A 23,796-nucleotide genomic window follows, 5' to 3' on the forward strand; every position below is an offset into this window, starting at 1 on the left:
AGAAACCAATATTTGGTCGATCGGGGAATGTTATTTGCCGGGCCTCCTGCATTATCGGGCGGAGCGGCATTTATTCTGATAGCGCAATCTCACAGGTCACCGCACTGCCGGGCGAGGCGATGAATGGCCGCGCCGGTGTGTGCCGGGATGGAGCGATCTGGCAGTCAGGGGGCGCATGGCGAGTGTCGACCCGCATGGCTTGTCCACGGTGGCGATACGGCAGGCACTCCCGGGCACGCCGCATGGACATGGCTGGGCCATGAGGGCTCCTGGCGAAGCGTGCAAGCTGCCCCGTCAAACAATTCCTTGCCAAAACTCGAAGCTTGTTGTTATAGTGAACTTCACTCAAAGGACTCGATCCCATGCACCGCTTTGTTTTCTTTACCGGCTTTTTTTACTTTTGGCTCCCTGCCCCAAGGCGGTTGAGTAAAGGCCGGTGCACGTAAGCGAGAAGCAAGCGAGACCAGCAGATACGAAGAAACCGCCAGCGATGGCGGTTTTTTTTTGGCCGTACTTCTACCCGAACTTCCAGACCCGAACTTTCAAACCGAACTTTCGAACCCGACTTTCAATCCATTCGAGCCGCATTTTTCCAGGAGAGCACCATGCAACGCACCGACGACCTGCGCATCCGCGAGATGAAGGAACTGACTCCTCCCTCGCACCTGATCCGCGAATTCCCCTGTACCGAAGCCGCATCCGCCACGGCATCCGGCGCGCGGGTGGCCCTGCACCGCATCCTGCATGGCCAGGACGACCGCCTGATGGTCGTCATCGGCCCGTGCTCGATCCACGATCCGAAGGCGGCGATGGAATATGCGCGGCGGCTGGTCAAGGTGCGCGAGGCGTTGAAGGATGACCTGGAAATCGTGATGCGCGTTTATTTCGAGAAGCCGCGCACGACGGTGGGCTGGAAGGGCATGATCAACGACCCGTACATGGACAACAGCTTCCGCATCAACGACGGCCTGCGCATGGCGCGCGAACTGCTGCGCGACATCAACGAACTGGGCTTGCCGGCCGGTACCGAATTCCTCGACGTGATCAGTCCGCAGTACATCGCCGACCTGATCGCCTGGGGCGCGATCGGCGCCCGCACCACCGAATCGCAGGTGCACCGCGAGCTGGCGTCGGGGCTGTCGTGCCCGGTGGGCTTCAAGAACGGCACCGATGGCAACATCAAGATCGCTGTCGAAGCCATCAAGGCCGCCTCGCAGCCGCACCACTTCCTGTCGGTCACGAAGGGCGGCCACTCGGCGATCGTGTCGACCAGCGGCAACGAGGATTGCCACGTCATCTTGCGCGGCGGCAAGGCGCCGAACTACGACGCCGCCAGCGTCGAAGAAACCAGCAAGGCCATCGCCGGCTACGGCCTGGCCGCGCGCCTGATGATCGACGCCTCCCACGCCAACAGCTCGAAGAAGCCGGAAAACCAGGTGCCCGTGTGCGCCGACATCGCCGGCCAGGTGGCGGGCGGCGACACGCGCATCGTCGGCGTGATGGTGGAATCGCACCTGGTCGCCGGCCGCCAGGACCTGGTGCCGGGCAAGGAGCTGACGTACGGCCAATCCGTCACCGACGGCTGCATCGACTGGGAAGCCAGCGAGCAAGTGCTCGCCCAGCTCGCCGACGCCGTCCGCCAGCGCCGCCTGAAGGGCGAATAAACAACAAAAAGCGTTGTAAAACCGCTGGGGACTGTCCCCCTGGAGGGGACTGTCCCCAGCGGTTATGCAACAAAAAAGCGGCGCACGAGGCGCCGCTTTTTAATTGGGCCACCGGGCCGCGAGGCCCGGGGTCCATCAGAACCGGTAGGAACCGGACAGGTACAGCTGCCGGCCCAGCGCGCTGGAGTAGGCAGGGTTGTAGCCCATCTGGTGCGAACCGGCGTTACGCAGCGACAGCGGCGGGTTGCGGTCGAACATGTTCAGGAAGCCGGCCGAGATTTCCACGTTGGACAGCGGGCGGTAAGCCACCTGGTAGTCGAACGTGGTGTAGCTCGGCACCTGCAGCGCGGCGGCATGGCATTCGCCAGCCGAACCGGCCACGATCACGGTGCAGTCATCCTCGGTCCACACCTTGTCGGCGTAGCCATTGCGGTAGCTGGCCGTCAGCGTGTGCGTCAGCTGCTTGGTCTCGAACGAGGTCGACGCCTTGACCACGTGGCGGAAGCTGACCTTGTTGTCGATGCCGTAGCGGTTCAGGCTGGAGGTCCAGTCGTCGCTGGTGCCCGGCACGGTGAAGCGCGAGCGCAGCAGGTAGGTACCGGCCAGGCGGCTGGTCAGGCGGCCGCCCCAGATGTTCTGCTTGTGCGTCAGGTCGTAGTCGATACCGCGGTTCTCGCGCTTGCCGATGTTGATCGGGGCGAAGATCACCGCCAGCTGGTCGGCGCCGGTGGCGCTGACATGCTTCGTCGTGTACAGGTACGAGTACTTCACCGGATCGGCGAAGATCAGCGATTCGGACACTTCGTCCACCTGGTCGCGCATTTCCACGTTCCACAGATCCAGCGCCAGCGACAGGTTGTTGGTCGGCTCCCACACGGTGCCGATCGACCACTGCTTCGACTTTTCCGGTGCCAGGTTCGGGTTGCCGGAGCGGAAGGCTTCGAACTGCGTGCGGCCGACGCCGTTGCAGTACGATGCCAGCGGCAGGCCGGTGCCGGTCAGCGGGCACTGGTAAGTGCCTTCGGTGACGCCCCAGTCTTCCTGCACGCCGGCGATTTCCTGCATGTTCGCGACGCGGAAGCCCGTGCCGGCCGCGGCGCGGAACATCAGGCTCTTGGTGGCCGAGTACTTGGCCGACAGTTTCCACGTGTTGGCGCTTTCGGTATCGCCGTAGGTCTTGCCGCCGACGTTGTCCTTGACGGCGCCGATCCGGTCGTAGCGCGCCGAAGCGGTCATTTCCAGGGCCTTCGTCAATGGCATCATCAGCTCGGCATAGGCACCGGCATTGGCGCGGTGGTAACCGCTGTCGACACCGCCGCTCTCGGTCAGGATCTCGGCATTCGCAGCGACCTTTTCATAGGCCATGTGGTAGTTGGTGTCGCGGTAGTCGACACCCACGCCCAGCATGGCGGCGCCGCCCGGCAGCGTGAATGCTTCACGCGAGCCGCGTGCATCCCAGCCCTTCATGATCACGGTCTGCGTCTGGCCCAGGCCGGAGAAGCCGGTGCCCAGCAGCGTGTTGCGCATCGACTCGGGCATTTCGCCCAGGCCGTAGCTGAACGGGTCGAGCAGGCCGGCGTCGATCGCCGCTTCGAACTTCGCGGTCAGCGGGAAGCCGCGCACGTAGTCCTGTTCCTGGCGGTTGCGCGACCAGGTGAAGGCCGTATTCAGGTCCCAGCCGAAGGCATTGCCGTCCACGCCAGCCACGATATGGGTGGCCTTGGTGCCGTAGTCATACGTACGGTTGCCCATCTCCATCAGGCGGTAGTTGGCGTTCACGCTCGTCACGCCGGCAGCCTGCTCGGCCGTCAGGTACGGCAGGATGTAGCGGTTGTACAGGGAAGAACCCTGGTCGATCGAGAATTGCGCCGGCACCGGGGCGATCGCCGAACGCACGTTGGCCTTGGTGAAAGCGAAGTCGTAGAACGCGCGGAAGCCGCTGTTGCCCAGCTTCAGTTCGCCGGAGCTGAACACGCCGTCACGCTTGGTTTCCGGGTTGATCTCGATGGTCGACGAGGAATCGAACCAGCAGTTGCCGTCGTCGTACAGGTTGGCGTTCATCGGCGCGCACGCGCCGTTGTGCGACAGGGCGTACGGGTTCAGGTTGACCGAGCGGGTCGCGCCGTTGGCGTCCTTGTAGCGTACCGCGGCGTTGGCCGGCAGCGCGCGGCTCGAGCCGGTCGCGAACATCAGCGCCTTGCCGGTGGCCGGGTCGGTGAAGTCGATGAAGCCGCTGCTGGCGAAGTTGCGCTGCGAAGCCTTCAGCGACTTCTGCACGTCGTGGCTGGCCGAGAAGAACACGCTGTAGCCGTCTTCATCGATGTCGCCGAAGCCCTTCGAGATGGACACCGAGTTCGATGCGCCACCGGAGCGTTCCGGGTTGTTGTACTTGGCATCGATCTGCCAGTCGGAGGCACCCTTCTTCAGGATGAAGTTGACGACGCCGGCGATGGCGTCGGCACCGTACAGCGCCGAGGCGCCGTCGGTCAGCACTTCCACGCGCTCGACGGCCGACAGCGGGATCGAGTTCAGGTCGATCGTGGTGCCGGAGTTGGACGGGGCGATACGGCGGCCGTTCAGCAGCACCAGCGTGTATTGCTCGCCGATGTCGTGGATGGATGCCGTGGTGACGCCGCCGCCGCCGCCGCCGACGGACTGGGACGCCGCCGTGAAGCCCTGCATTGCCGGGATTTGCTGGATGAAGTCGGTAACGGTAGTGACACCGGTCTTCTTGATGTCCTTCTGGCTGAAGGACTGTACCGGCAGCGACGCTTCGGCGGCGATGCGCTTGATGGACGAGCCGGTAATTTCGATACGCTGCATGGGCTGCTCGGCGGCTTCCTGCGCGGTCGCGGCATGCATGCCCATCGCCAGGCTGCCCGCGAACATTACGCGCAGGGAGCGAGACAATACTTTCTCAATCATGAAACTTCTTTCAGGTTATTGCGAACGACAAAGCGGCCGCCGCCCGGATAGGGCGGAGGCCGGCGCAGCCCATGCTGCAACTGGAAGTAACTGTTTTGCAGTAACCACTAGCCCCGGTGATTCTCACAAATAATCACGGGGGGCATATCAAACCATCTAAACGTGCCTGTTGTCAATTTTTGTTCGGCGGATGTAAGTAAAAGTGACGGCCCGCTGCCAAGTTTTGGCAAATGGTCAAAAAGCGGCGTGACCAGGCTGGTAGCTATGAAAGTGGATATTTCATGAATGTATATCGGCTCTGCGGCGGCGCTTGCGGAAGACTCGCGGTGGCACGAAGTCCGGCAGTGATGTTGTTTCATCACCACAAAAATAGCCCTCGTGCGCGGCGGTCCTGCGGCTGGATCGTCGGGAAACGTCTGCATGAAGTATCCCGGCGGGACCGGATGCGGTGTCCCGGAGGGCGCGGGGTGGCGCGCCAGCGCAAAAAAAAAGCGCCCCTCGCGGGGCGCCTTTCAGGATTGCCGGATGCCGGCTTAGAAGAACTTGTAGCTTGCGCCGATCTTGAAGTAACGGCCGATCGCGCCCGATGCATCCATCGGGTTGTAGCTGATGCCGCCGTAGGTCAGTGGATCGAGCGGGGCGACGCGGTCGAACACGTTGTTGACCGATGCGAACAGCGTGAAGTTCTTGTTCACGTTGTAGCGGGTCGACAGGTCCAGCGTCGTGAACGAAGCGATTTCGCAATCCTTCGTGCCCGGCTGGCCGTTGGCCAGCGTGGATGCGCACTTGTCGCCGGCGAACAGCACGTTCTGCATCTTGTCGCGCCAGTTCAGGTTGGCGTTGAAGTTGAAGGCGGCGATGTCCCAGGTGGCGGACAGGTTGACCTTGTTCTTCGGCGTGCCGGCGCAGTTCGACGTGTCGCAGTTGCCGTGCGTGCCGGCGAACTGGTAGACCGTCGTCGCGGACTCCTGGCGCTTCCACGAGGCCACGTGCGTGATGACCATGCCCAGCGTGGCGCGGCCGTAGTCGCCCAGGCGCAGGCGCTGCTTGATGTCCAGGTCGACGCCCGAGATCTCCGTGAAGCTGGAGTTGCGGTACGGTGCCTGCGTCAGGATCAGCGTGCCCGAGTTCGGGATCACCTGGCCGTTCTGCACCAGGTTGTTGTCGTTGCGGATCGCGGTCGGCAGGGCGGCCGCTTCGTTGTACGGCAGCGGGTTGATCTCGTTTTCACGCTTGATCTTCCAGCCGTCCAGCGCCACGGAGGTGCCTTCGAATGGATCCCAGACCATGCCCAGGGTCACGCCTTTCGACGTTTCCGGCTGCAGGTTCGGATCGCCGACCTTGACGGCCGCGACCGGGATCGCGCAGTCGGTCTGCGTTGCGCCGCCGGCGGCAGGGCCGTTCGGGCAGCGGATCGGGTCGCGCACGGTGGACGTGCCGGTCGACTGCGACGACGAGCTGCCTTCGGCGGCGCCCGGTGCGCGGAAGCCTTCCGTGTACGTACCGCGCAGGGCGAACGTGCGGATCGGCGTCCACTTCAGGCCGACCTTCGGCGTGGTGGAGTTGAAGTTGTCGTACTTGTCGTAGCGGACGGCGGCGGACAGTTCCAGCGACTTCAGGATCGGTGCCAGGATCTCGGCGTAGACGGCGGACACTTTCGCGTCGCCGAACGCAGCCACGTAGGACGAGTTGATCGAGCCATTCTCGGAACCGGCCAGCGACGGGTTCGACACCTTCTCGCGGCGGTGCTCGGCGCCGATTGCCAGGCCGATGTTACCGCCCGGCAGGGCGATCGGCAGTTCGCGCGAAGCCTTGAAGTCGATCACGGACAGGCTGGTCTTCGAGTGCGACATGGCGTTCACGACCATGGCCTGGTACAGCGAGGCCGGGTTGCGGTGGGCCTGGTCGCCGATGTAGTACGGGAAGTACTGCGAAGCCGGGTTGGACAGCGCCTGGGTAACCACGTTCATGTTCAGCATGTTCGTGTATTCCAGGTCCAGCTCGGAATCGGAGTACGTGAAGCCGGTGTCGTAGTCCCAGCCTGCCAGGGAACCTTTCACGCCCACGACGAAGCGGCGGAATTCGTTGTCCGCGCGGCGCTCGGACGGGCCGATGTCGGTGGCGATGTAGCGCATGCGGGCATTGGCGCCGAACGGATTCTGCGGGTGCAGGGCCGACATCAGGTTGGCATTGCCGTAGTTGATGAAGCCCTGCGGCGTTTGCGCGTTCGGCGGGAAGGCCACGGTCGGGGTGACCGACGGCGGCGTCATCATGAAGGCGGTCGAGCGCTTCGAGTAGCCCAGTTCCACGTAGGCCTGGGTCGCTTCGTTGATCTGCAGCGTGCCCTTGGTGTACAGGTTCAGCGACTCGATCTCCGGCTGCATGTCGCGCCACTGGTCGACGTAGTACAGGCAGCCGCCGTTGGCGCCCGTCTGGTTCGTGGTGGCCGAGATGCCCGCGCAGCCTGGCAGGTTCACGTAGTTCGTGGTGACCGGGTCGCGCACCATGCCGGTCGGCGACGGGCTGACGCTGTTGGTGCCGTTGATGTAGCCGCCGGCGAACTGCGTGCCGACCGGGAAGCCGTAGGCGCGCAGGTCGCCGTTGCCGATGTAGGCACGGTCCTTGCGGTCGCTGTTCTTGATGCGGTCGGACTGCATGTACTCGGCGTTGACCACCCAGTTGTACTTGTCTTCGTCCAGGTCGCCCTTGCCGAACGTGACCGAAGCCTTGTTCTGCTTGCCGTCGTCATAGCGCGACCAGCCGGTGTCGGCCTTGAATTCCAGGCCTTGCACGTCCTTGCGCAGGATGATGTTGACCACGCCGGCGATCGCGTCGGCGCCGTAGGTGGACGAAGCGCCGTCCTTCAGGATCTCGATGCGCTCGACGATCTGCATCGGCACGGTCGACAGGTCGGTGAAGCTCTTCTGGCCATCGTCGGCACGCGCGAACGGCGCCATGCGGCGGCCGTTCAGCAGCACCAGCGTGGAGGTGGCGCCCAGGCCGCGCAGCGAGATCGCGGTGGAGCCGGCGGCGAAGCCGTTGCCGAAGCCGGTCGGCAGCGAACCGGCGCCGTCGACGGTCAGCGTCTGCAGGTATTCGGAAACGGTGCTCTTGCCGGAGCGCAGCAGCTCTTCGCGGCCGATCACCTGTACCGGCGACGCGGTTTCCGCGGTCGCGCGCTTGATGCTCGAACCGGTGATTTCCACGCGCTGCATGTTCGTGTTGTCCTGGGCCGCGGCCGTGCCTGCCATGCCCAGCGTGGCCATCAGGCCGCCCGTGAATAACAGGCGAACCGAACGGGCCATCATTTTCTCTACCATGGGTACTACCTCCACAAATAATTTCTGATGAGCTACAAAGGCGGCGTTGTGTGCGTATCCGTTGCTCGTGTCCAGGAAGCGCTCCGCTTCCTTGAGGCTGCATGTAATCATTTCGCGTTCGTGACGGTCAAATAAAAAGTTGTCGAAGTGAATTCCCCGGCGCGCGCGACTTATCATTTTATTAATCGAAAGACAAGCAAAGCGTGACAATTTTGCTCACTTGGATATCTTCTGTAATGATCTTCGGCCAACTCTAGGTTTCCTTGTTGAATAGTCGGGAGATCACGCTTGTGGACGAATTGATACACTTCTTGTCGAAAATTTGCATGTAGCAACTTTATTCGGCGCAGGCGGCGTGCCGCCGTGCCGCCGGGTTTTACGTTACCGTTACGTTTTCGCTCCCTGGCCCCTCCATGCTTCCATTCGTCCTGCGCCGCCTGTGGCAGATGCTGCCCACCATGGCCGGCGTGGTGCTGCTGGTATTCATCCTGTTCAACTGGGTCGGCGGCGATCCCGCCTATGTGCTGGCCGGGAAGATGTCGAGCGCCGAGGCCATCGCCGGCATCCGCCGCCAGCTCGGCGTGGACGAGCCGTACCACGTGCAGCTGATGATCTTCGTGCAGCAGATCGCCACCTTCGACTTCGGCCAGAGCTGGGCCACCGGCGAACCGGTGGGGCACATCATCGCCTCGCGCCTGGGGCCATCGCTGACGGTGCTGGTGCCGCTGACGATCCTGGAAACAGCGCTGTGCATCGCGCTGGCGCTGGCGATCGCCTTCGTGCGCGGTTCGCTGACCGACCGCGCCGTGATGGTGGCGTGCACGGCGGCCATGTCGGTATCGATCCTGGTCTACATCATCGCGTTCCAGTACGGCCTGGCATACCGGCTGGGGCTGTTTCCGGTGCAGGGCTGGGGCGACAGCCTGGCGGAGAACCTGCTGCGCTATGCGCCGCTGCCGATCCTGATCGGCCTGGCCGTCTCGGTGGCGCCCACGCTGCGGCTGTACCGCAGCTTCATGCTCGATGAAGCGAACCAGGATTACGTGCGCACGGCACGCGCCAAGGGCTTGCCGGAGCGGCGCGTGATGTGGGTGCACGTGCTGCGCAACGCCGCGATCCCGATCATCACGCACGTGATGGCCAGCCTGCCGGCGCTGCTGATCGGCGCATTCCTGCTGGAGCGCTTCTTCGGCATTCCCGGCATCGGGCGCGAAGTGATCCTGGCCGTCGAGCGCAGCGATTTCCCCGTCATCAAGGCGATCACCGTGTACGTGGCGGCCGCCACGATGGTGTTCAACCTGCTGGCGGACGTGCTGTACCGGATCGTCGATCCGCGGGTGCAGCCGGCATAAGGCGACGATGACGACGATGGTGACGATGACGACGACCAGGACGACCATGACGACGGCGCTGCACGCCAGCCCGGCCGGCCTGTGGAGGCTGGCCTGGCGCCGCCTGCGCGCCGACCGGCTGGCCATGGCGGCGCTGGCCGTGGTGGCCGGCTGGCTCGTGCTGGTGGCGCTGTCCGCCGCCGGGCTGGTGGCCGCAGGCTGGGAGCGCGAGGTGGGCGTCAGCCATGCGCCGCCATCGTTCCTCGGCACGCCGGCGCCGGGCGCGGCACCGGCCGCCATGCCGGGGCCGCCCGCGCGCGCCAATCCATTCGACCCGCTCGCCGCCGAGATCGCCGCCTTGCGGGCCGGCCTGGCCGCCTCGCCAGAGCCGGCACACGGCGCCGGCGCTGGCGCTGGCGAAGAGGGCGGGCGGCGGGCCACGCTGCCGTTCGGTGCCGACAAGTGGGGCCACGACATCGTGCAAAAAACCATCAAGGGCGCCGAGACGTCCATCGTCGTCGGCCTCGTGGCCGCGTTCGTCGCGGTGGGGCTGGGCACCCTGTGCGGCGCGCTGGCCGGCTATTGCGGCGGCATCGTCGACGACCTGTTCGAGTGGCTGTACAGCGTGTTCACCGCCATTCCGGCCATCCTGATGATCCTGACCGTGGCCGCGGTGCTGCAAACCAGGGGCGTCGCCACGATCGTGCTGATCCTGGGGCTCACCGGCTGGACCGGGCCCTATCGCCTGATCCGCGCCGAATACCTGCGCCACAAGGCGCGCGAATACGTGCTGGCGGCGGAGGCGATCGGCGCTTCGGCATGGCGCAAGATGTTCGCCCATATCTTCCCGAACGTCAGCCACGTGGCGCTGGTGCAGGTCTCGATCCTGGTGGTGGGCTTCATCAAGGCCGAGGTGATCCTGTCGTTCCTCGGTTTCGGCGTGCCGGCCGGCGTGGTGTCGTGGGGCTCGATGCTGAACGAGGCGCAGAACGAGCTGTTGCTGGGGAAATGGTGGCAGTTGACGGCCGCCGCGGCGGCGATGGCGGTACTGGTGACGGCATTCTCGCTGCTCGCCGATGCGCTGCGCGATGCGCTCGACCCGAGGGTGAAGGGATGAGCGCGCGCCTGCCCGGTGCCCTGCTGGAAGTGCGCGACCTGCGGATCGCCTTCAAGGTGGACCGGCGCACGACGATGGAAGCGGTCAAAGGCATTTCCTTCGACGTGCCGCGCAATGCGACGGTGGCGCTGGTGGGCGAATCGGGCAGCGGCAAGTCGGTCAGCTCGCTGGCGGTGATGGGCCTGCTGCCGCCGGATACCACGCTGGTCGACCCGGCGGCCAGCATCCGCTTCGATGGCCGCGAGCTGCTGCGCCTGCCGGCGGCCGAGCGGCGCGCGCTGTGCGGGCGCGACATCGCCATGATCTTCCAGGAACCCATGTCGTCGCTGAACCCCGTGTTCACGGTGGGTTTCCAGGTCGGCGAAGTGCTGCGCCGGCACCTGGGCATGAACCGGCGCCAGGCGCGCGCGCGCGCCCTGGCATTGCTGGACGAAGTGGGGATTCCCGAACCGGCCGTGAAGATCGATGCCTATCCGGGCCAGCTGTCCGGCGGGCAACAGCAGCGCGTGATGATCGCCATGGCGATCGCCTGCGCGCCGAAGCTGCTGATCGCCGACGAGCCGACCACCGCGCTGGACGTGACGATCCAGAAGCAGATCCTGGCCCTGATCGCCCGGCTGCAGCGCGAGCGCGGCATGGCGGTGCTGTTCATCACGCACGACCTGGGCCTGGTGGGGTAGATCGCCGACCAGGTGATCGTGATGCGCCATGGCGAGATCCGGGAAGCGGGCACGGCGGCGCAGGTGCTCGGCGCCCCGCGCGACCGGTACACGCGGGCGCTGCTGCATTGCCGGCCGTCGCTGCAGGGCCGGCCGGCGCGGCTGCCGGTGATCGGCGACTTCCTGCGCGAGGGCGTGGAGGAGGACATGCAGGAGGACAGTGAGCAGCAGGAAAATGAGCAGGAGGAAAATGAGCGGCGGGCCGGGGCGATCCCGCAGCGCGCGCGCGGCACCACGCCCGACGATGAGATCATTCTCGACGTGCGCCACCTGCGCAAGAGTTTTATCCTCCGCGAGGGGCTGTTCGGCAAGCGCGAATTCCAGGCCGTGAAGGATGTGTCGTTCCAGCTGCCGCGCGGGAAGACGCTGGGCGTGGTGGGCGAGTCCGGCTCGGGCAAGACGACGATGGGCCTGACCCTGCTGCGGCTGCACCGGCCCAGCGGCGGCAGCGCGCTGTTCGACGGGCGCGACCTGCTGGCGCTGCCGGACCGCGAGTTCCACCCGTATAAACGGCGTATCCAGGTGATCTTCCAGAATCCCTACGCCTCCCTGAATCCCCGCTTCACGGTCGGGCAGATCCTGCTCGAACCGATGCGATTGCACCGGATCGGCGCCGATGACGCGCAAAGGGTGGCGATGGCGCTGGAATTGCTGGACCGCGTGGGCATGCCGGCGCAGGCATTCCACCGCTATCCGCACGAGTTCAGCGGCGGCCAGCGCCAGCGCATCGCCATCGCCCGCTGCCTGGGGATGCGGCCGGAAATCCTCGTCTGCGACGAATCCGTGTCGGCCCTGGACGTTTCCGTACAGGCCCAGGTGCTCAACCTGCTGCAGGATTTGCAGGATGAATTCGGCCTGTCGTACATCTTCATCTCGCACGACCTGGCCGTGGTGAAGCACATCTCCGACCGGATCATGGTGATGCAGGGCGGGGCGGTGGTCGAGACGGCCGATGCGGACGAGCTGTACCGCAATCCGCGACATCCGTATACTCGCAGCTTGTTGTCGGCGTTTCCCCGTGGCGTGGAGTAAGATGGCGGGACTATGGCGAACTTGATCTATCTGTTACAGGAATACGGCGTACTGATCGTCTTCATCGTCGTCCTGGTCGAGCAGATGGGCGCGCCGATTCCCGCTTACCCCGTGCTGATCGTGGCCGGCGCGCTGGCCATGAATGGCGGCACCCCGCTGCCCGGCGTGCTCGCGGTGGCGCTGGCCGGCTGCGTGATGGCCGACCTGTTCTGGTTCAGCGCCGGGCGCCGCTACGGCAAGCGCATCCTGAAGCTGCTGTGCCGGATCTCCCTGTCGCCCGACTATTGCGTCTCCCAGACGGAAGACAATTTCAGGAAATGGGGCGTGAAGTCGATGGTGGTGGCCAAGTTCATCCCCGGCTTCAACACGATCGCGCCGCCGATGGCCGGCGCGATGGGCACGCGCCTGTCGCTGTTCCTGGCGTTCAGCCTGGTGGGCGGCCTGCTGTGGAGCCTGACGGGCATCCTGATCGGCGTGTATTTCAACGAGAATATCGACGAAGTGCTGGAAATCCTGTCGACGATGGGCGGCACCGCGCTGGCCGTGCTCGGCATCCTGCTGGCCCTGTTCGTGCTGTTCAAGTATGTCGAGCGGCGCCGTTTCCAGCGCGCCATGCAGACCGAACGCATCAACGTGGAACAGTTGCGCGAACTGCTCGATGCCGGCCACGAACCGGTGATGGTCGATGCCCGCAGCGCCACGGCGCGCCAGCTGGACCCGCCGGTGCCCGGCGCGCTGCCGGTGGACGGCAACCTGGCCGCCCTGCTGGGCGCACTGCCGCGCGACCGGCATATCGTCGTCTACTGCAGCTGCCCGAACGACGTCACCGCCGCCAGCGTGGCCAAGCAGCTGCACGACCAGGGCTATGCGCTGGCCCGGCCGCTGCATGGCGGGCTGGAAGCCTATAACTCCGCCTTCCGGGCCGGCGGGACGATCGTCGTCGGCGAGCAGGTTCCCGCGGTGGATGGACCGCGCTAACTTCGGTCCACCCCGACAGCAAACTGCTGGGGTCAGGAAGGAATGCTGGCATGCACGCCAGCACCGTTGCGCAGGCGCGAAGCAGGCTTTGCGAACCCCCCGCTTCACCCCGCCGGGTCTGACTCCGGAATTTGCCGTTGGGGTGGCCTGCACTTCACGGCATCGGAGCCTGTCACCGGTTTTTGGTAGTCATACTACCAGCGTGATTTTGCAGTGTTCCCACACTCATCACGCAGTTTGTACCCAAACTACAGCCAACTCTTGCGCGTTAGCCAAGAAATCCGCTAGCATTGGGGTTCATTTTTCTCTCTCGTGCCCATGAACGCCATGTCGACTCCCGCGCAGCAGATCCTCGTTACCGCATTTCCCGGTGGGCCCAGGCTGCTGGCCGACGTGGGCGGCACCAATGCCCGCTTCGCGCTGGAGTCGGCGCCCGGGCAGGTGAGCCACATCCATGTGCTGCCCGGCGCGGAATATCCGACGCTGGCGGCGGCGCTGCAAGCCTATCTGGCGGTGCCGGACGTGGTGGCCGCCGCGCCCGCGGTGCGCCATGGCGCGATCGCGATCGCCAATCCCGTCACCGGCGACTACGTGCGGATGACCAACCACCACTGGGAATTCTCGATCGAAGGCATGCGCCAGGAGTGCGGCTTCGAGGTGCTGGCGGTCGTCAACGATTTCACGGCGCTGGCCCGTTCGCTGCCGTTCCTGGGCGAACACAAGCGCCAGGTAGGCGGCGGCGCGGCGGTGGCCGAAACGCCGCTGGGCCTGATCGGCGCCGGCACCGGCCTGGGCGTGTCGGGCCTGATCCCGGGCCCGTCGGGCTGGACGGCGCTGCTGTCCGAAGGCGGCCACGTCAGCTTCTCGCCCGTCAACGAGACCGAAGTGGCGATCCTGCAGTTCGCCTGGCGCGAATTCGAGCACGTTTCGGCCGAACGGCTGATGTCGGGCGCCGGCATCGAGCTGATCTACCGTGCGCTGGCCGATCACCGCAAGCTGCCGGCCGAGGCGCTCACCCCGGCCGAGATCGCACGCCGTGCGCTGGCCGGCGATTGCGCGCTGTGCGACGAAGCGATCGAAACCTTCTGCGGCATGCTGGGCACGATCGGCGCCAACCTGGCGGTCACTCTGGGCGCGCAGGGCGGCATCTACATCGGCGGCGGTATCGTGCCCAAGCTGGGCGCGCGCTTCGACCGTTCCTGCTTCCGCGCCCGCTTCGAGGCAAAGGGCCGCTTCCGCCAGTATCTGTCGGGCATTCCCACCTTCGTCATCACGGCGGAATATCCGGCCTTCCTTGGCGTTTCCGCAATCCTCGCCGAGCGGCTGGCCGGCTGACCGGGCTACACTTGCCGGTTACCCCATAAATTCGCCTGACACCGCGAATTGCACTTCCCGCGGTTTTATGGAGTACAATGCCCGTCATTGGATGAAACGGCGCCACCCGATCCCGCAACTCTTCCGGGTAGGCCGACAAGGTTTTCAGGTCTTGAAAACACTTCGCTCCATCGTTGACCTAATTTGATAACTGACGCCCGGGTTTGATCACCGACCCAGGCGGCCCCCGGGCTTTACGCCCCGGTGTTTCCGGCAATCCGCTGAGATATTCACTAACTCGCTGAGGTAATTCGGCGACGTAATTCAGTGAACCTGTCAGCGGAATTTTTCAGCCGGACGCGGCGACCACATGTTGGTATATGGATACAGCTGAGGCGAAAAAAGTCCTCGAGACCGCATTGCTGTGCGCGCGTGAGCCGTTACCGGTGCAAAGCTTGCGACGGCTGTTTGTCGACCCCGATGCCGGCCTTCCGCTGGCGGACGGTATCAGCGCCGACGAAATACGGTCCCTGCTGGAGCAATTGCGGCAGGACTGGCAGGGCAGGGGTGTCGAAGTCGTCAGCCTGGCTTCCGGCTGGCGCTTCCAGAGCCGGCCCGAAATGAAGCAGTACCTGGATCGCCTGAATCCGGAAAAGCCGCAAAAATACTCGCGGGCCACGCTCGAGACGCTGGCGATCATCGCTTACCGCCAGCCCGTGACACGCGGCGATATCGAGGAGATTCGCGGCGTGGCGGTGAATTCGCAGACGATCCGGATGCTGGAAGAACGCGGCTGGGTCGATACGATTGGCCACCGCGATGTGCCGGGCCGTCCGGCGCTCCTCGGCACCACGAAACAGTTCCTGGATGACCTGGGCTTACAGTCGCTGTCCCAGCTGCCGCCTCTGCAGCAAATCAGCGATACGCAGAACGCCAATTCGATCGAGATGCTCGAAGCCGCGCTGCAGGAGAATTTCGAGAAGGCGGCACATGCCGCCGATGTCACTGACAATGTAGCGCCCGGGGAAGCATCCGCCACCGATGCGGTGCAGGCGCCTGACGCTGAGCCCACGCAAGAAAACACGCATGAACAATACTGAGAACATTATCGAGACCGGCACGCCGGCTGAACCGGCCGTGAAGCCGAAGCGCCGCACCAAGGCGCAGATCGCCGCCGAAGCGGCAGCCGCACCAGTGGCAGCCGAATCCGTGGCAGCCGCCGCGCCGGCGGAATCGGCCGATGCGCCGGCCAAGCCGAAGCGCACCCGCAAGAAGGTCGAAGCCGCCCCCGCCGCGGAAGCGCCAGTTGCTTCTGCTCCGGCCCCTGCTGCTCCGGCCGCTGCTTCCGCCCCTGCCGCGGCCGCGGAAGATGCAGCGCCCGTGAAGAAGCCCCGGGCCCGCAAGCCGAAGGCGGAAACCCCGAACGAAGCCGCCACCGTGGCCGCGCCGGCCCCGGCGGTAGCGCAACCGGCCGCCGAAGTCGCCAGCGCGGCTTCCGAAGCGGCAGGCAGCGCGGAAGCGGCGCCGAAAAAGCCCCGCGCGCCGCGCGGTCCGCGCCAGATGCGCGAAGAGCGCGCCGTGCGCGAGGCATTGAAGGCCGAGCAGGCACCGGCCGCCGAAGCGCAGCCGGCCGAACAGCCGGCCCAGCCGGCCGCCCAATCCGCCGCTCAGTCTGCTGAAAATGTGGGCATCCCGGTGCAGGCGGAAGGCGCGCCGCAGGAGCGCGCCGCGCGCGATGAAGCGCCGCGCCGCGAAGGTGGCCGCAACAAGGGCAGGAACAGGAACGACGGCAATCGCGGCGAAGGCGTCCGTGCCGAAGGCAACCGTCCCGAGGGGAATCGCCCTGAAGGTACTCGTCCTGAAGGTACTCGTCCTGATGGCAGCCGTGCCGAGGGTAATCGTCCCGAAGGTGGCCGCAACGACAGGAATGCGCAGAATCCCCGCGGCAAGGGCCAGGGCCCGCGCCAGGGCGCGCAAGGCCAGCGCCAGGGTAACGGCAAGCTGAGCGAAGCCGATGCCGTGTTCTCGTTCGTCACCTCCGAAGCGTTCGACAAGGAAGATGGCGCCCGCGGCAAGGGCCAGCAAAAGCCGGTGCGCCGCGACCTGACGGCCGAAGACGACGCGCCGAAGCTGCACAAGGTGCTGGCCGAGGCCGGCCTCGGTTCGCGCCGCGACATGGAAGACCTGATCGTTGCCGGCCGTGTGTCGGTGAATGGCGAGCCGGCCCACATCGGCCAGCGCATCCTGCCGACCGATGCGGTGCGCATCAACGGCAAGCTGATCCAGCGGAAGGTGTCCAAGAAGCCGCCGCGCGTGCTGGTGTACCACAAGCCGGCCGGCGAGATCGTGTCGCATGACGATCCGGATGGCCGTCCGTCCGTGTTCGACCGCCTGCCGCAGATGAAGGTCGGCAAGTGGCTGGCCGTGGGCCGCCTGGACTTCAATACCGAAGGCCTGCTGCTGTTCACCACGTCCGGCGACCTGGCGAACCGCCTGATGCACCCGCGTTACAACATCGACCGCGAATACGCCGTGCGCACGCTCGGCGAGCTGGAAGAAGGCATGCGCCAGAAGCTGCTGGCCGGCGTGGAGCTGGAAGACGGCCTGGCGCAGTTTTCCAAGATCGCCGACGGTGGCGGCGAAGGCGTCAACAAGTGGTACCGCGTGGTGATCGGCGAAGGCCGCAACCGCGAAGTGCGCCGCATGTTCGAAGCCGTCGGCCTGACCGTGTCGCGCCTGATCCGCACCCGCTACGGCGCGCTGACGCTGCCGTCGAACCTGAAGCGCGGCCGCTGGGAAGAGATGGAAGAAAACACCGTGCGCGACCTGATGGCCTTCGTGGGCGTCGAGAAGAAGGCCGCCCCCGGTGACAAGAAAGCCGGTCCGGTGGGCGAACGCAGTGGTGGCGAACGCAATGCCGGCGAGCGCAACGGCGGCGAACGCAATGGCAATGGCGGCGAACGCGGCGAAAAGCGCGGTGGTGGTGGCCGTGGCCGCGAGCGCGAGAGCGAGCCGAACTTCAACCGGATGGATATCTCGAACAAGAATGCCGATCCGTTCCCGCAGTCGCCGCGCGGTGGCCGTCCGGGCGGCCAGGGTGCCGGCAGCTACTTCGGCGCCGGTTCCGGCCTCGGTCGTGCCGGCCGCGGCCAGGGCGGCGTCGGCCGTGCCGGCCTCGGTGAGCAGGGCAGCGGCCGTCCGCAGCAGCAGGGCAAGAGCGGGCGTCCGCGCCAGCCAGACCCGCTGCAGACCACGTTCGGCTTCGGCGGCCAGCCGCAGCGCCGTGGCGGCGGGCAACCTCGCGGCGGTGCGACCGACCACGGCATGCCACGGCGGCGAAAGGGGTAAGCCAGGGGTTTCGTGGAGCCTGCTCCACGCCTGGCGAACGGCCCGGCCTTGCAAGGCCGGGACTGGGGATGCGCAGGGGTTTCGTGGAGCCTGCTCCACGCCTGGCGAACGGCCCGGCCTTGCAAGGCCGGGACTGGGGATGCGCAGGGGTTTCGTGGAGCCTGCTCCACGCCTGGCGAACGGCCCGGCCTTGCAAGGCCGGGACTGGGGATGCGCAGGGGTTTCGTGGAGCCTGCTCCACGCCTGGCGAACGGCCCGGCCTTGCAAGGCCGGGACTGGGGATGCGCAGGGGTTTCGTGGAGCCTGCTCCACGCCTGGCGAACGGCCCGGCCTTGCAAGGCCGGGACTGGGGATGCGCAGGGGTTTCGTGGAGCCTGCTCCACGCCTGGCGAACGGCCCGGCCTTGCAAGGCCGGGACTGGGGATGCGCAGGGGTTTCGTGGAGCCTGCTCCACGCCTGGCGAACGGCCCGGCCTTGCAAGGCCGGGACTGGGGATGCGCAGGGGTTTCGTGGAGCCTGCTCCACGCCTGGCGAACGGCCCGGCCTTGCAAGGCCGGGACTGGGATAGGGTTCGGATTAGCTCCTTGATTTTTCGCACAGTGTCCATAGATAGGACACCTGCCGGTCCGTGGCGTTGCGAGCAGCGCCACGCATCCTCTGTTTCTCCGGTTTGCCGCCACCCGGCGGTATAAAAACCAACCTTGACTCTGTTGTAACGGCGTCCGCTTTGCCTATGCGGCATTGCAGCGAAATGGATATGCCGTTATAATAAGCGGCCTAGTAAAAGTTCTCCAAAAGGATAGTTTCCTTAAGGGATTGTTCCCTTGAAGAGCCTGTTCCTCGAAAAGATGCTTTCAACTGGCCAGTAGGACAAGAAGATGGGCAGTTGCCCATTTTTTTTTTGCTCACGCAAAAGTAAGTGCTCCGTTGGTGCCGTGCAAGTGCCGAGTGGAAGCCTGCTGAGCGAACAGCAAGCTGTTAATTTGAACTGTTTTTTGGCGGTCCGCGGCGAGTTTGCCGGCGGCCCCCGATCTGGAGATTTTCCTTTGCAACTGCCGGAACTGATTGAGAAGACCGTCGCGGGTCTCGGCTACGACCTGGTCGATTTTGAACGGGCCGAGCGCGGCCTGCTGCGCGTGTATATCGATTTCCTCCCTGCGGACGCAGAGGAAAAGGGCCCGATCACGGTGGAAGACTGTGCCACGGTGAGTCACCAGCTGTCCCACGTGCTGACGGTGGAAAACGTGCCGTACGAACGGCTCGAGATTTCCTCGCCCGGCCTGGACCGGCCGCTGCGCAAGCTGTCCGATTTCGAGCGCTTCGCCGGCCACGAGGCCATCGTCAAGCTGCGCATGGCGCTGCCGGGCACGGCCAACCGCAAGTCCTACCAGGGCATCCTGCAGGCACCGGAAGGTGACCAGCTGGGTATTGAATTTGAAAGTAAAGATGGTCCTGCGGTGCTGAATTTCACGCTCGCGGATATGGATAAGGCACGCTTGGTGCCACAGGTGGATTTTAGGAGCCGCAAAGCATGAGTCGCGAAGTTTTGTTATTGGTGGACGCGCTTGCGCGCGAAAAGAACGTCGACAAGGACGTGGTATTCGGCGCGCTCGAATTCGCATTGGCGCAAGCCACGAAGAAACGCTATGAAGGCGAAGTCGACATCCGCGTTTCGATCGACCGTGATTCCGGTGAATTCGAGTCCTTCCGCCGCTGGCACGTGGTGCCCGACGAAGCCGGCCTGCAATTGCCCGACCAGGAAGTGCTGCTGTTCGAAGCCAAGGAGCAAATCCCCGATATCGAAGTCGACGAATACATCGAAGAGCCGATTGAATCGGTGGAATTCGGCCGCCGCTTCGCGCAGGACACCAAGCAGGTCGTATTGCAGCGCGTGCGCGATGCCGAACGCGAGCAGATCCTGCAGGACTTCCTCGAGCGCGGCGACGCGCTGGTGACCGGCACGATCAAGCGCATGGAACGCGGCGATGCGATCGTCGAATCCGGCAAGATCGAAGCCCGCCTGCCGCGCGACCAGATGATCCCGAAGGAAAACCTGCGTATCGGCGACCGCGTGCGTGCCTATATCCTGCGCGTGGACCGCAATATGCGTGGCCCGCAGGTGATCCTGTCGCGCACCGCGCCGGAATTCATCATGAAGCTGTTCGAGCTGGAAGTGCCGGAAATCGAGCAGGGCATGCTGGAAATTAAATCGGCTGCCCGCGATGCCGGCGTGCGCGCCAAGATCGCCGTGTTCACGGCCGACAAGCGCATCGACCCGATCGGTACCTGCGTTGGCATGCGCGGTTCGCGCGTGCAGGCGGTCACCGGTGAACTGGGCGGCGAGCGCGTGGACATCGTGCTGTGGTCGGAAGACCCGGCGCAATTCGTGATCGGCGCGCTGGCCCCGGCCAACGTGTCGTCGATCATGGTCGATGAAGACAAGCACGCGATGGACGTCGTCGTCGACGAGGAAAACCTGGCGATCGCGATCGGCCGCTCCGGCCAGAACGTGCGCCTGGCTTCCGAGCTGACCGGCTGGAAGATCAACATCATGACGGCCGAGGAATCGGCCGACAAGGCGGCCCAGGAAACGGCGGCGGTACGCTCGCTGTTCATGGAGAAGCTCGATGTGGACCAGGAAGTGGCCGACATCCTGGTCGAGGAAGGCTTCAGCAGCCTGGAAGAAATCGCCTACGTGCCGATCTCCGAAATGCTGGACATCGAAGCGTTCGACGAAGACACCGTCAACGAACTGCGTACCCGTGCACGCGATGCGCTGGTGACGGAGGCGATCGCTTCGGAAGAAGGGCTGGAAGGGATGGACGAAGGCCTGGTCGGCCTGGAAGGCATGGACCGCATCACGGCAGGCAAGCTGGGACTGGCGGGCATCAAGACGCTGGAACAGTTCGCCGGCCTGGCGTACGACGAATTCGGTGCCATCCTGGCGCTGTCGACGGACCGTGCAACTGAACTGATTAAAAATGAATTTGAAGATGTGACCGACGATGAAATGAAGCTGGTCGACGGAAAGTACGACGATCGTGCCAAGGCCCTGCAGGCCAAGGCATGGTCGCTGGCCGAGGCGGCCAAGGCCTGAGCGCCCTGGACACCCCAACCAGCCAAGCTTGTAATTATTCATCTACGCGACACATAGAAAAGAGGACTGAATGGCGAGTAACAACGTAGCCCAATTTGCCACCGAACTGAAGATGCCTGCAGACCTGCTGCTGACGCAGCTGCGATCCGCCGGCGTCGAGAAGAGCTCGGCGTCAGATCCATTGTCGAAAGATGATAAGGACAAGCTGCTGGAGCACCTGCGCCGTACGCACGGCGCGGCAGGTCAGAGCGAGAAGAAGAAGATCACGGTCACGCGCAAGGAAACCAACGAGATCAAGCAGGCCGATGCCTCTGGCAAGACCCGCACGATCCAGGTCGAAGTGCGCAAGAAGCGTACCTTCGTGCAGCGCGACGACCTGCCCGCGACCACCACGCCCGCCCCGGCGGCACCGGTGGTCGACGAAGCCGAGAACGCCCGCCGCGAGGAAGACGCACGCCGCCAGGCCGAGCTGATCGCCCGCCAGGAAGCGGACCTGCGCGAAAAGCAGGAAGCCCTGGCGCGCCTGGACGCCGAGAAGGAAGCGCAAGCCAAGGCCACCGCTGCTGCAGAAGCGGAAGCCAAGCGCCGTGCCGAAGAGGAAGCCGCGAAAGCAGCCGCCGAGAAGGCAGCCGCCGACAAGGCCGGTGCACGCGATGCGCAGAAACAGGCCGACACGGAAGCCGCCGACAAGAAACGCGCGGCCGACGCCGAGGAAGCCAAGAAGAAAGCCGAGCAGGCCACCAAGGAAGCCGCCGAACGCGCCGCGGCAACCGAGCGTGCCCGCAAGGCCGTAGCCGACGAAGTGGCCCAGATCAAGGCCATGATGGCGCAGCCGCGCCGCGTCATCAAGGCGCCGGAACCGGCACCCGTGGCCGCCAAGCCGGCTGCGCCGGCTGGCACGCTGCACAAGCCGGCCGACAAGAAGCCGGGCACCACCACGCCGGCAACGACCGACAAGAAAGACGATAAAAAGCCGGGCGATCGCAAGTCGATCAAGTCGGCCAACGTGTCGTCGACCTGGTCGGACGACGCCAAGAAGCGTGGCGCACCGGGCGGCGGCAAAGGCCGTGGCACGAGCGCCGGCCCGGCCAGCCGCGATGGCTGGCGTGCCGGCGGCGGCCGCGGTGGCCGTGGCCGCAATTCGCACCACGATGACCGCGAATCGAACTTCCAGGCACCGACGGAAGCAGTGGTCAAGGAAGTGCACGTGCCGGAAACCATCACCGTGGCCGAACTGGCCCACAAGATGGCTGTCAAGGCATCCGAGGTGATCAAGCAGCTGATGAAGCTGGGCCAGATGTGCACGATCAACCAGGTGCTGGACCAGGAAACGGCGATGATCGTCGTCGAGGAAATGGGCCACAAGGCGCATGCCGCCGCCGAGGACGATCCGGAAGCGATCCTGGCCGACCAGGGCGAACAGACGCATCACGAAGCGAAGCCGCGCGCTCCGGTCGTGACCGTCATGGGCCACGTCGACCACGGTAAAACGTCGCTGCTGGACTACATCCGCCGCGCGAAAGTCGCGTCGGGCGAAGCCGGCGGCATCACGCAGCACATCGGCGCATACCACGTCGACACGCCGCGCGGCATGATCACGTTCCTGGACACCCCGGGCCACGAAGCCTTCACGGCAATGCGTGCCCGCGGTGCCAAGGCCACCGACATCGTCATCCTGGTGGTGGCGGCGGACGACGGCGTGATGCCGCAAACGAAGGAAGCGATCGCCCACGCCAAGGCGGCCGGCGTGCCGCTGGTGGTGGCGATCAACAAGATCGACAAGCCGGGCGGCAACCTGGAACGCGTGACGCAGGAACTGATCACCGAAGGCGTGGTGCCGGAAGAATACGGCGGCGAATCGCCGTTCGTGCCGGTGTCCGCGAAGACGGGCCAGGGCATCGATGCGCTGCTGGAAAACGTGCTGCTGCAAGCCGAAGTGCTGGAATTGAAGGCACCGGTGGACAGCCTGGCGCGTGGCCTGGTGGTGGAAGCCCGCCTGGACAAGGGCCGCGGTCCGGTCGCCACGATCCTGGTGCAGTCCGGTACGCTGAAGCGCGGCGACGTGGTGCTGGCCGGTTCGTCGTATGGCCGTGTGCGTGCGATGCTGGACGAGAACGGCAAGTCGGTGACCGAAGCCGGTCCGTCGATCCCGGTCGAGATCCAGGGCCTGACCGAAGTGCCGGCCGCCGGCGAGGAAGTCATGGTCATGGCGGACGAGCGCAAGGCGCGCGAGATCGGCCTGTTCCGTCAAGGTAAGTACCGTGACGTCAAGCTGGCCAAGCAGCAGGCCGCCAAGCTGGAGAACCTGTTCGACCAGATGGCCGAAGGCGAAGTCCAGAACGTGCCGCTGATCGTCAAGACCGACGTGCAGGGTTCGCAGGAAGCGCTGGTGGGCTCGCTGCAGAAACTGTCGACCTCCGAAGTGCGGGTGCAGATCGTGCACGCGGCCGTCGGCGGCATCACGGAATCGGACGTCAACCTGGCGACCGCGTCGAAGGCAGTCATCATCGGCTTCAACGCCCGTGCCGACGCCCAGGCGCGCAAGCTGGCCGAGACCAACGGCGTGGACATCCGCTACTACAACATCATCTACGACGCGATCGAAGAGGTGAAGGCGGCGATGTCGGGCATGCTGGCACCGGAGAAGCGCGAGCACATCACCGGCCAGGTGGAAATCCGCCAGGTCATCCTGGTGTCGAAGGTCGGCGCGATCGCCGGCTGCCTGGTCACCGATGGCGTGGTCAAGCGTTCCTCGTCGGTACGCCTGCTGCGCAACAACATCGTCGTGTGGACCGGCGAGATCGACTCGCTGAAGCGCTTCAAGGACGATGCGAAGGAAGTGCGCGCCGGTCTGGAGTGCGGCCTGTCGCTGAAGAACTACAACGACATCCAGGTTGGCGACACCCTGGAAGTGTTCGAGATCCAGGAAGTGGCACGTACGCTGTAATCGC

13 protein-coding genes and 1 pseudogene are annotated in these 23,796 nt (G+C 65.1%); 11 read left to right on the forward strand and 3 right to left on the reverse strand.

The genetic code is table 11. The annotated features are described in order from the left end of the window. The first annotated feature begins 605 nt into the window (after window positions 1-605). Window positions 606-1,664 carry a 3-deoxy-7-phosphoheptulonate synthase AroG gene (gene aroG / locus OU994_RS07670; protein ID WP_131147450.1) on the forward strand — a complete coding sequence of 353 codons (1,059 nt, stop codon included), beginning with the start codon at window positions 606-608 and terminating at the stop codon, window positions 1,662-1,664. Between the two features lie 135 nt (window positions 1,665-1,799). Here aroG and OU994_RS07675 read toward each other — a convergent pair whose 3' ends face one another. From OU994_RS07675 to OU994_RS07685, 3 genes are all read right to left on the reverse strand, one after another. Beyond that, window positions 1,800-4,574: a TonB-dependent receptor domain-containing protein gene (locus OU994_RS07675; protein WP_281610261.1), complete on the reverse strand. Its 2,775-nt coding sequence runs from the start codon at window positions 4,572-4,574 to the stop codon at window positions 1,800-1,802. A 122-nt stretch (window positions 4,575-4,696) separates the two neighbouring features. Further along, a complete protein-coding gene (locus tag OU994_RS07680; protein ID WP_281610262.1) occupies window positions 4,697-5,011 on the reverse strand; it encodes a hypothetical protein in 315 nt (104 codons plus the stop codon). Between the two features lie 111 nt (window positions 5,012-5,122). Continuing rightward, a complete protein-coding gene (locus OU994_RS07685) occupies window positions 5,123-7,909 on the reverse strand; it encodes a TonB-dependent receptor (protein ID WP_281610263.1) in 2,787 nt (928 codons plus the stop codon). A gap of 413 nt (window positions 7,910-8,322) precedes the next feature. Here OU994_RS07685 and OU994_RS07690 point away from each other — a divergent pair, with 413 nt between their 5' ends. The 10 genes and pseudogenes from OU994_RS07690 to infB all read left to right on the forward strand — a co-directional run bounded on the left by OU994_RS07690 (window position 8,323) and on the right by infB (window position 23,792). Next, complete coding sequence (locus tag OU994_RS07690) at window positions 8,323-9,261, forward strand: ABC transporter permease (protein WP_281610264.1); 939 nt, start codon at window positions 8,323-8,325, stop codon at window positions 9,259-9,261. Window positions 9,262-9,268: 7 nt separating this feature from the next. Further along, window positions 9,269-10,357: an ABC transporter permease gene (locus tag OU994_RS07695; protein WP_373922564.1), complete on the forward strand. Its 1,089-nt coding sequence runs from the start codon at window positions 9,269-9,271 to the stop codon at window positions 10,355-10,357. Then, window positions 10,354-12,108 (forward strand): annotated as a pseudogene (locus OU994_RS07700) (ABC transporter ATP-binding protein). Before OU994_RS07695 ends, OU994_RS07700 begins: the two are co-directional and overlap by 4 nt. 12 nt (window positions 12,109-12,120) lie before the next feature. Further along, complete coding sequence (locus OU994_RS07705; protein ID WP_281610265.1) at window positions 12,121-13,086, forward strand: VTT domain-containing protein; 966 nt, start codon at window positions 12,121-12,123, stop codon at window positions 13,084-13,086. 318 nt (window positions 13,087-13,404) lie between these two features. Continuing rightward, window positions 13,405-14,421 (forward strand): glucokinase, encoded by a 1,017-nt coding sequence (locus tag OU994_RS07710; protein ID WP_281610266.1) that lies wholly within the window; start codon window positions 13,405-13,407, stop codon window positions 14,419-14,421. Window positions 14,422-14,780: 359 nt separating this feature from the next. Next, the gene (gene scpB, locus OU994_RS07715) at window positions 14,781-15,500 is read left to right on the forward strand and encodes an SMC-Scp complex subunit ScpB (protein ID WP_281610267.1); all 720 of its coding nucleotides are present in this window, start codon (window positions 14,781-14,783) and stop codon (window positions 15,498-15,500) included. Continuing rightward, window positions 15,487-17,748 (forward strand): 23S rRNA pseudouridine(2605) synthase RluB, encoded by a 2,262-nt coding sequence (gene rluB, locus OU994_RS07720; protein ID WP_281610268.1) that lies wholly within the window; start codon window positions 15,487-15,489, stop codon window positions 17,746-17,748. Before scpB ends, rluB begins: the two co-directional genes overlap by 14 nt. A gap of 1,046 nt (window positions 17,749-18,794) precedes the next feature. Next, window positions 18,795-19,283, forward strand: a complete 489-nt coding sequence (gene rimP, locus OU994_RS07725; protein ID WP_281610269.1) for a ribosome maturation factor RimP — start codon at window positions 18,795-18,797, stop codon at window positions 19,281-19,283. Then, the gene (gene nusA / locus OU994_RS07730) at window positions 19,280-20,845 is read left to right on the forward strand and encodes a transcription termination factor NusA (protein WP_131147441.1); all 1,566 of its coding nucleotides are present in this window, start codon (window positions 19,280-19,282) and stop codon (window positions 20,843-20,845) included. The genes rimP and nusA overlap by 4 nt, the downstream gene beginning before the upstream one ends. 70 nt (window positions 20,846-20,915) lie before the next feature. Further along, window positions 20,916-23,792 (forward strand): translation initiation factor IF-2, encoded by a 2,877-nt coding sequence (gene infB / locus OU994_RS07735; RefSeq protein WP_281610270.1) that lies wholly within the window; start codon window positions 20,916-20,918, stop codon window positions 23,790-23,792. Window positions 23,793-23,796 lie beyond the last annotated feature (4 nt).

The organism is Pseudoduganella sp. SL102 (genome assembly GCF_027856995.1).
Classification (GTDB): domain Bacteria; phylum Pseudomonadota; class Gammaproteobacteria; order Burkholderiales; family Burkholderiaceae_D; genus Rugamonas; species Rugamonas albidiflava.

Excerpts from the sequence above, each read along its gene's own strand:
- aroG (WP_131147450.1), top strand. The coding sequence starts at position 606 with ATGCAACGCACCGACGACCTGCGCATCCGCGAGATGAAGGAACTGACT.
- OU994_RS07680 (WP_281610262.1), bottom strand. The coding sequence starts at position 5,011 with ATGCAGACGTTTCCCGACGATCCAGCCGCAGGACCGCCGCGCACGAGG.
- OU994_RS07685 (WP_281610263.1), bottom strand. The coding sequence starts at position 7,909 with ATGGTAGAGAAAATGATGGCCCGTTCGGTTCGCCTGTTATTCACGGGC.
- OU994_RS07690 (WP_281610264.1), top strand. The coding sequence starts at position 8,323 with ATGCTTCCATTCGTCCTGCGCCGCCTGTGGCAGATGCTGCCCACCATG.
- OU994_RS07695 (WP_373922564.1), top strand. The coding sequence starts at position 9,269 with ATGACGACGATGGTGACGATGACGACGACCAGGACGACCATGACGACG.
- OU994_RS07705 (WP_281610265.1), top strand. The coding sequence starts at position 12,121 with ATGGCGAACTTGATCTATCTGTTACAGGAATACGGCGTACTGATCGTC.
- OU994_RS07710 (WP_281610266.1), top strand. The coding sequence starts at position 13,405 with ATGAACGCCATGTCGACTCCCGCGCAGCAGATCCTCGTTACCGCATTT.
- scpB (WP_281610267.1), top strand. The coding sequence starts at position 14,781 with ATGGATACAGCTGAGGCGAAAAAAGTCCTCGAGACCGCATTGCTGTGC.
- rluB (WP_281610268.1), top strand. The coding sequence starts at position 15,487 with ATGAACAATACTGAGAACATTATCGAGACCGGCACGCCGGCTGAACCG.
- nusA (WP_131147441.1), top strand. The coding sequence starts at position 19,280 with ATGAGTCGCGAAGTTTTGTTATTGGTGGACGCGCTTGCGCGCGAAAAG.
- infB (WP_281610270.1), top strand. The coding sequence starts at position 20,916 with ATGGCGAGTAACAACGTAGCCCAATTTGCCACCGAACTGAAGATGCCT.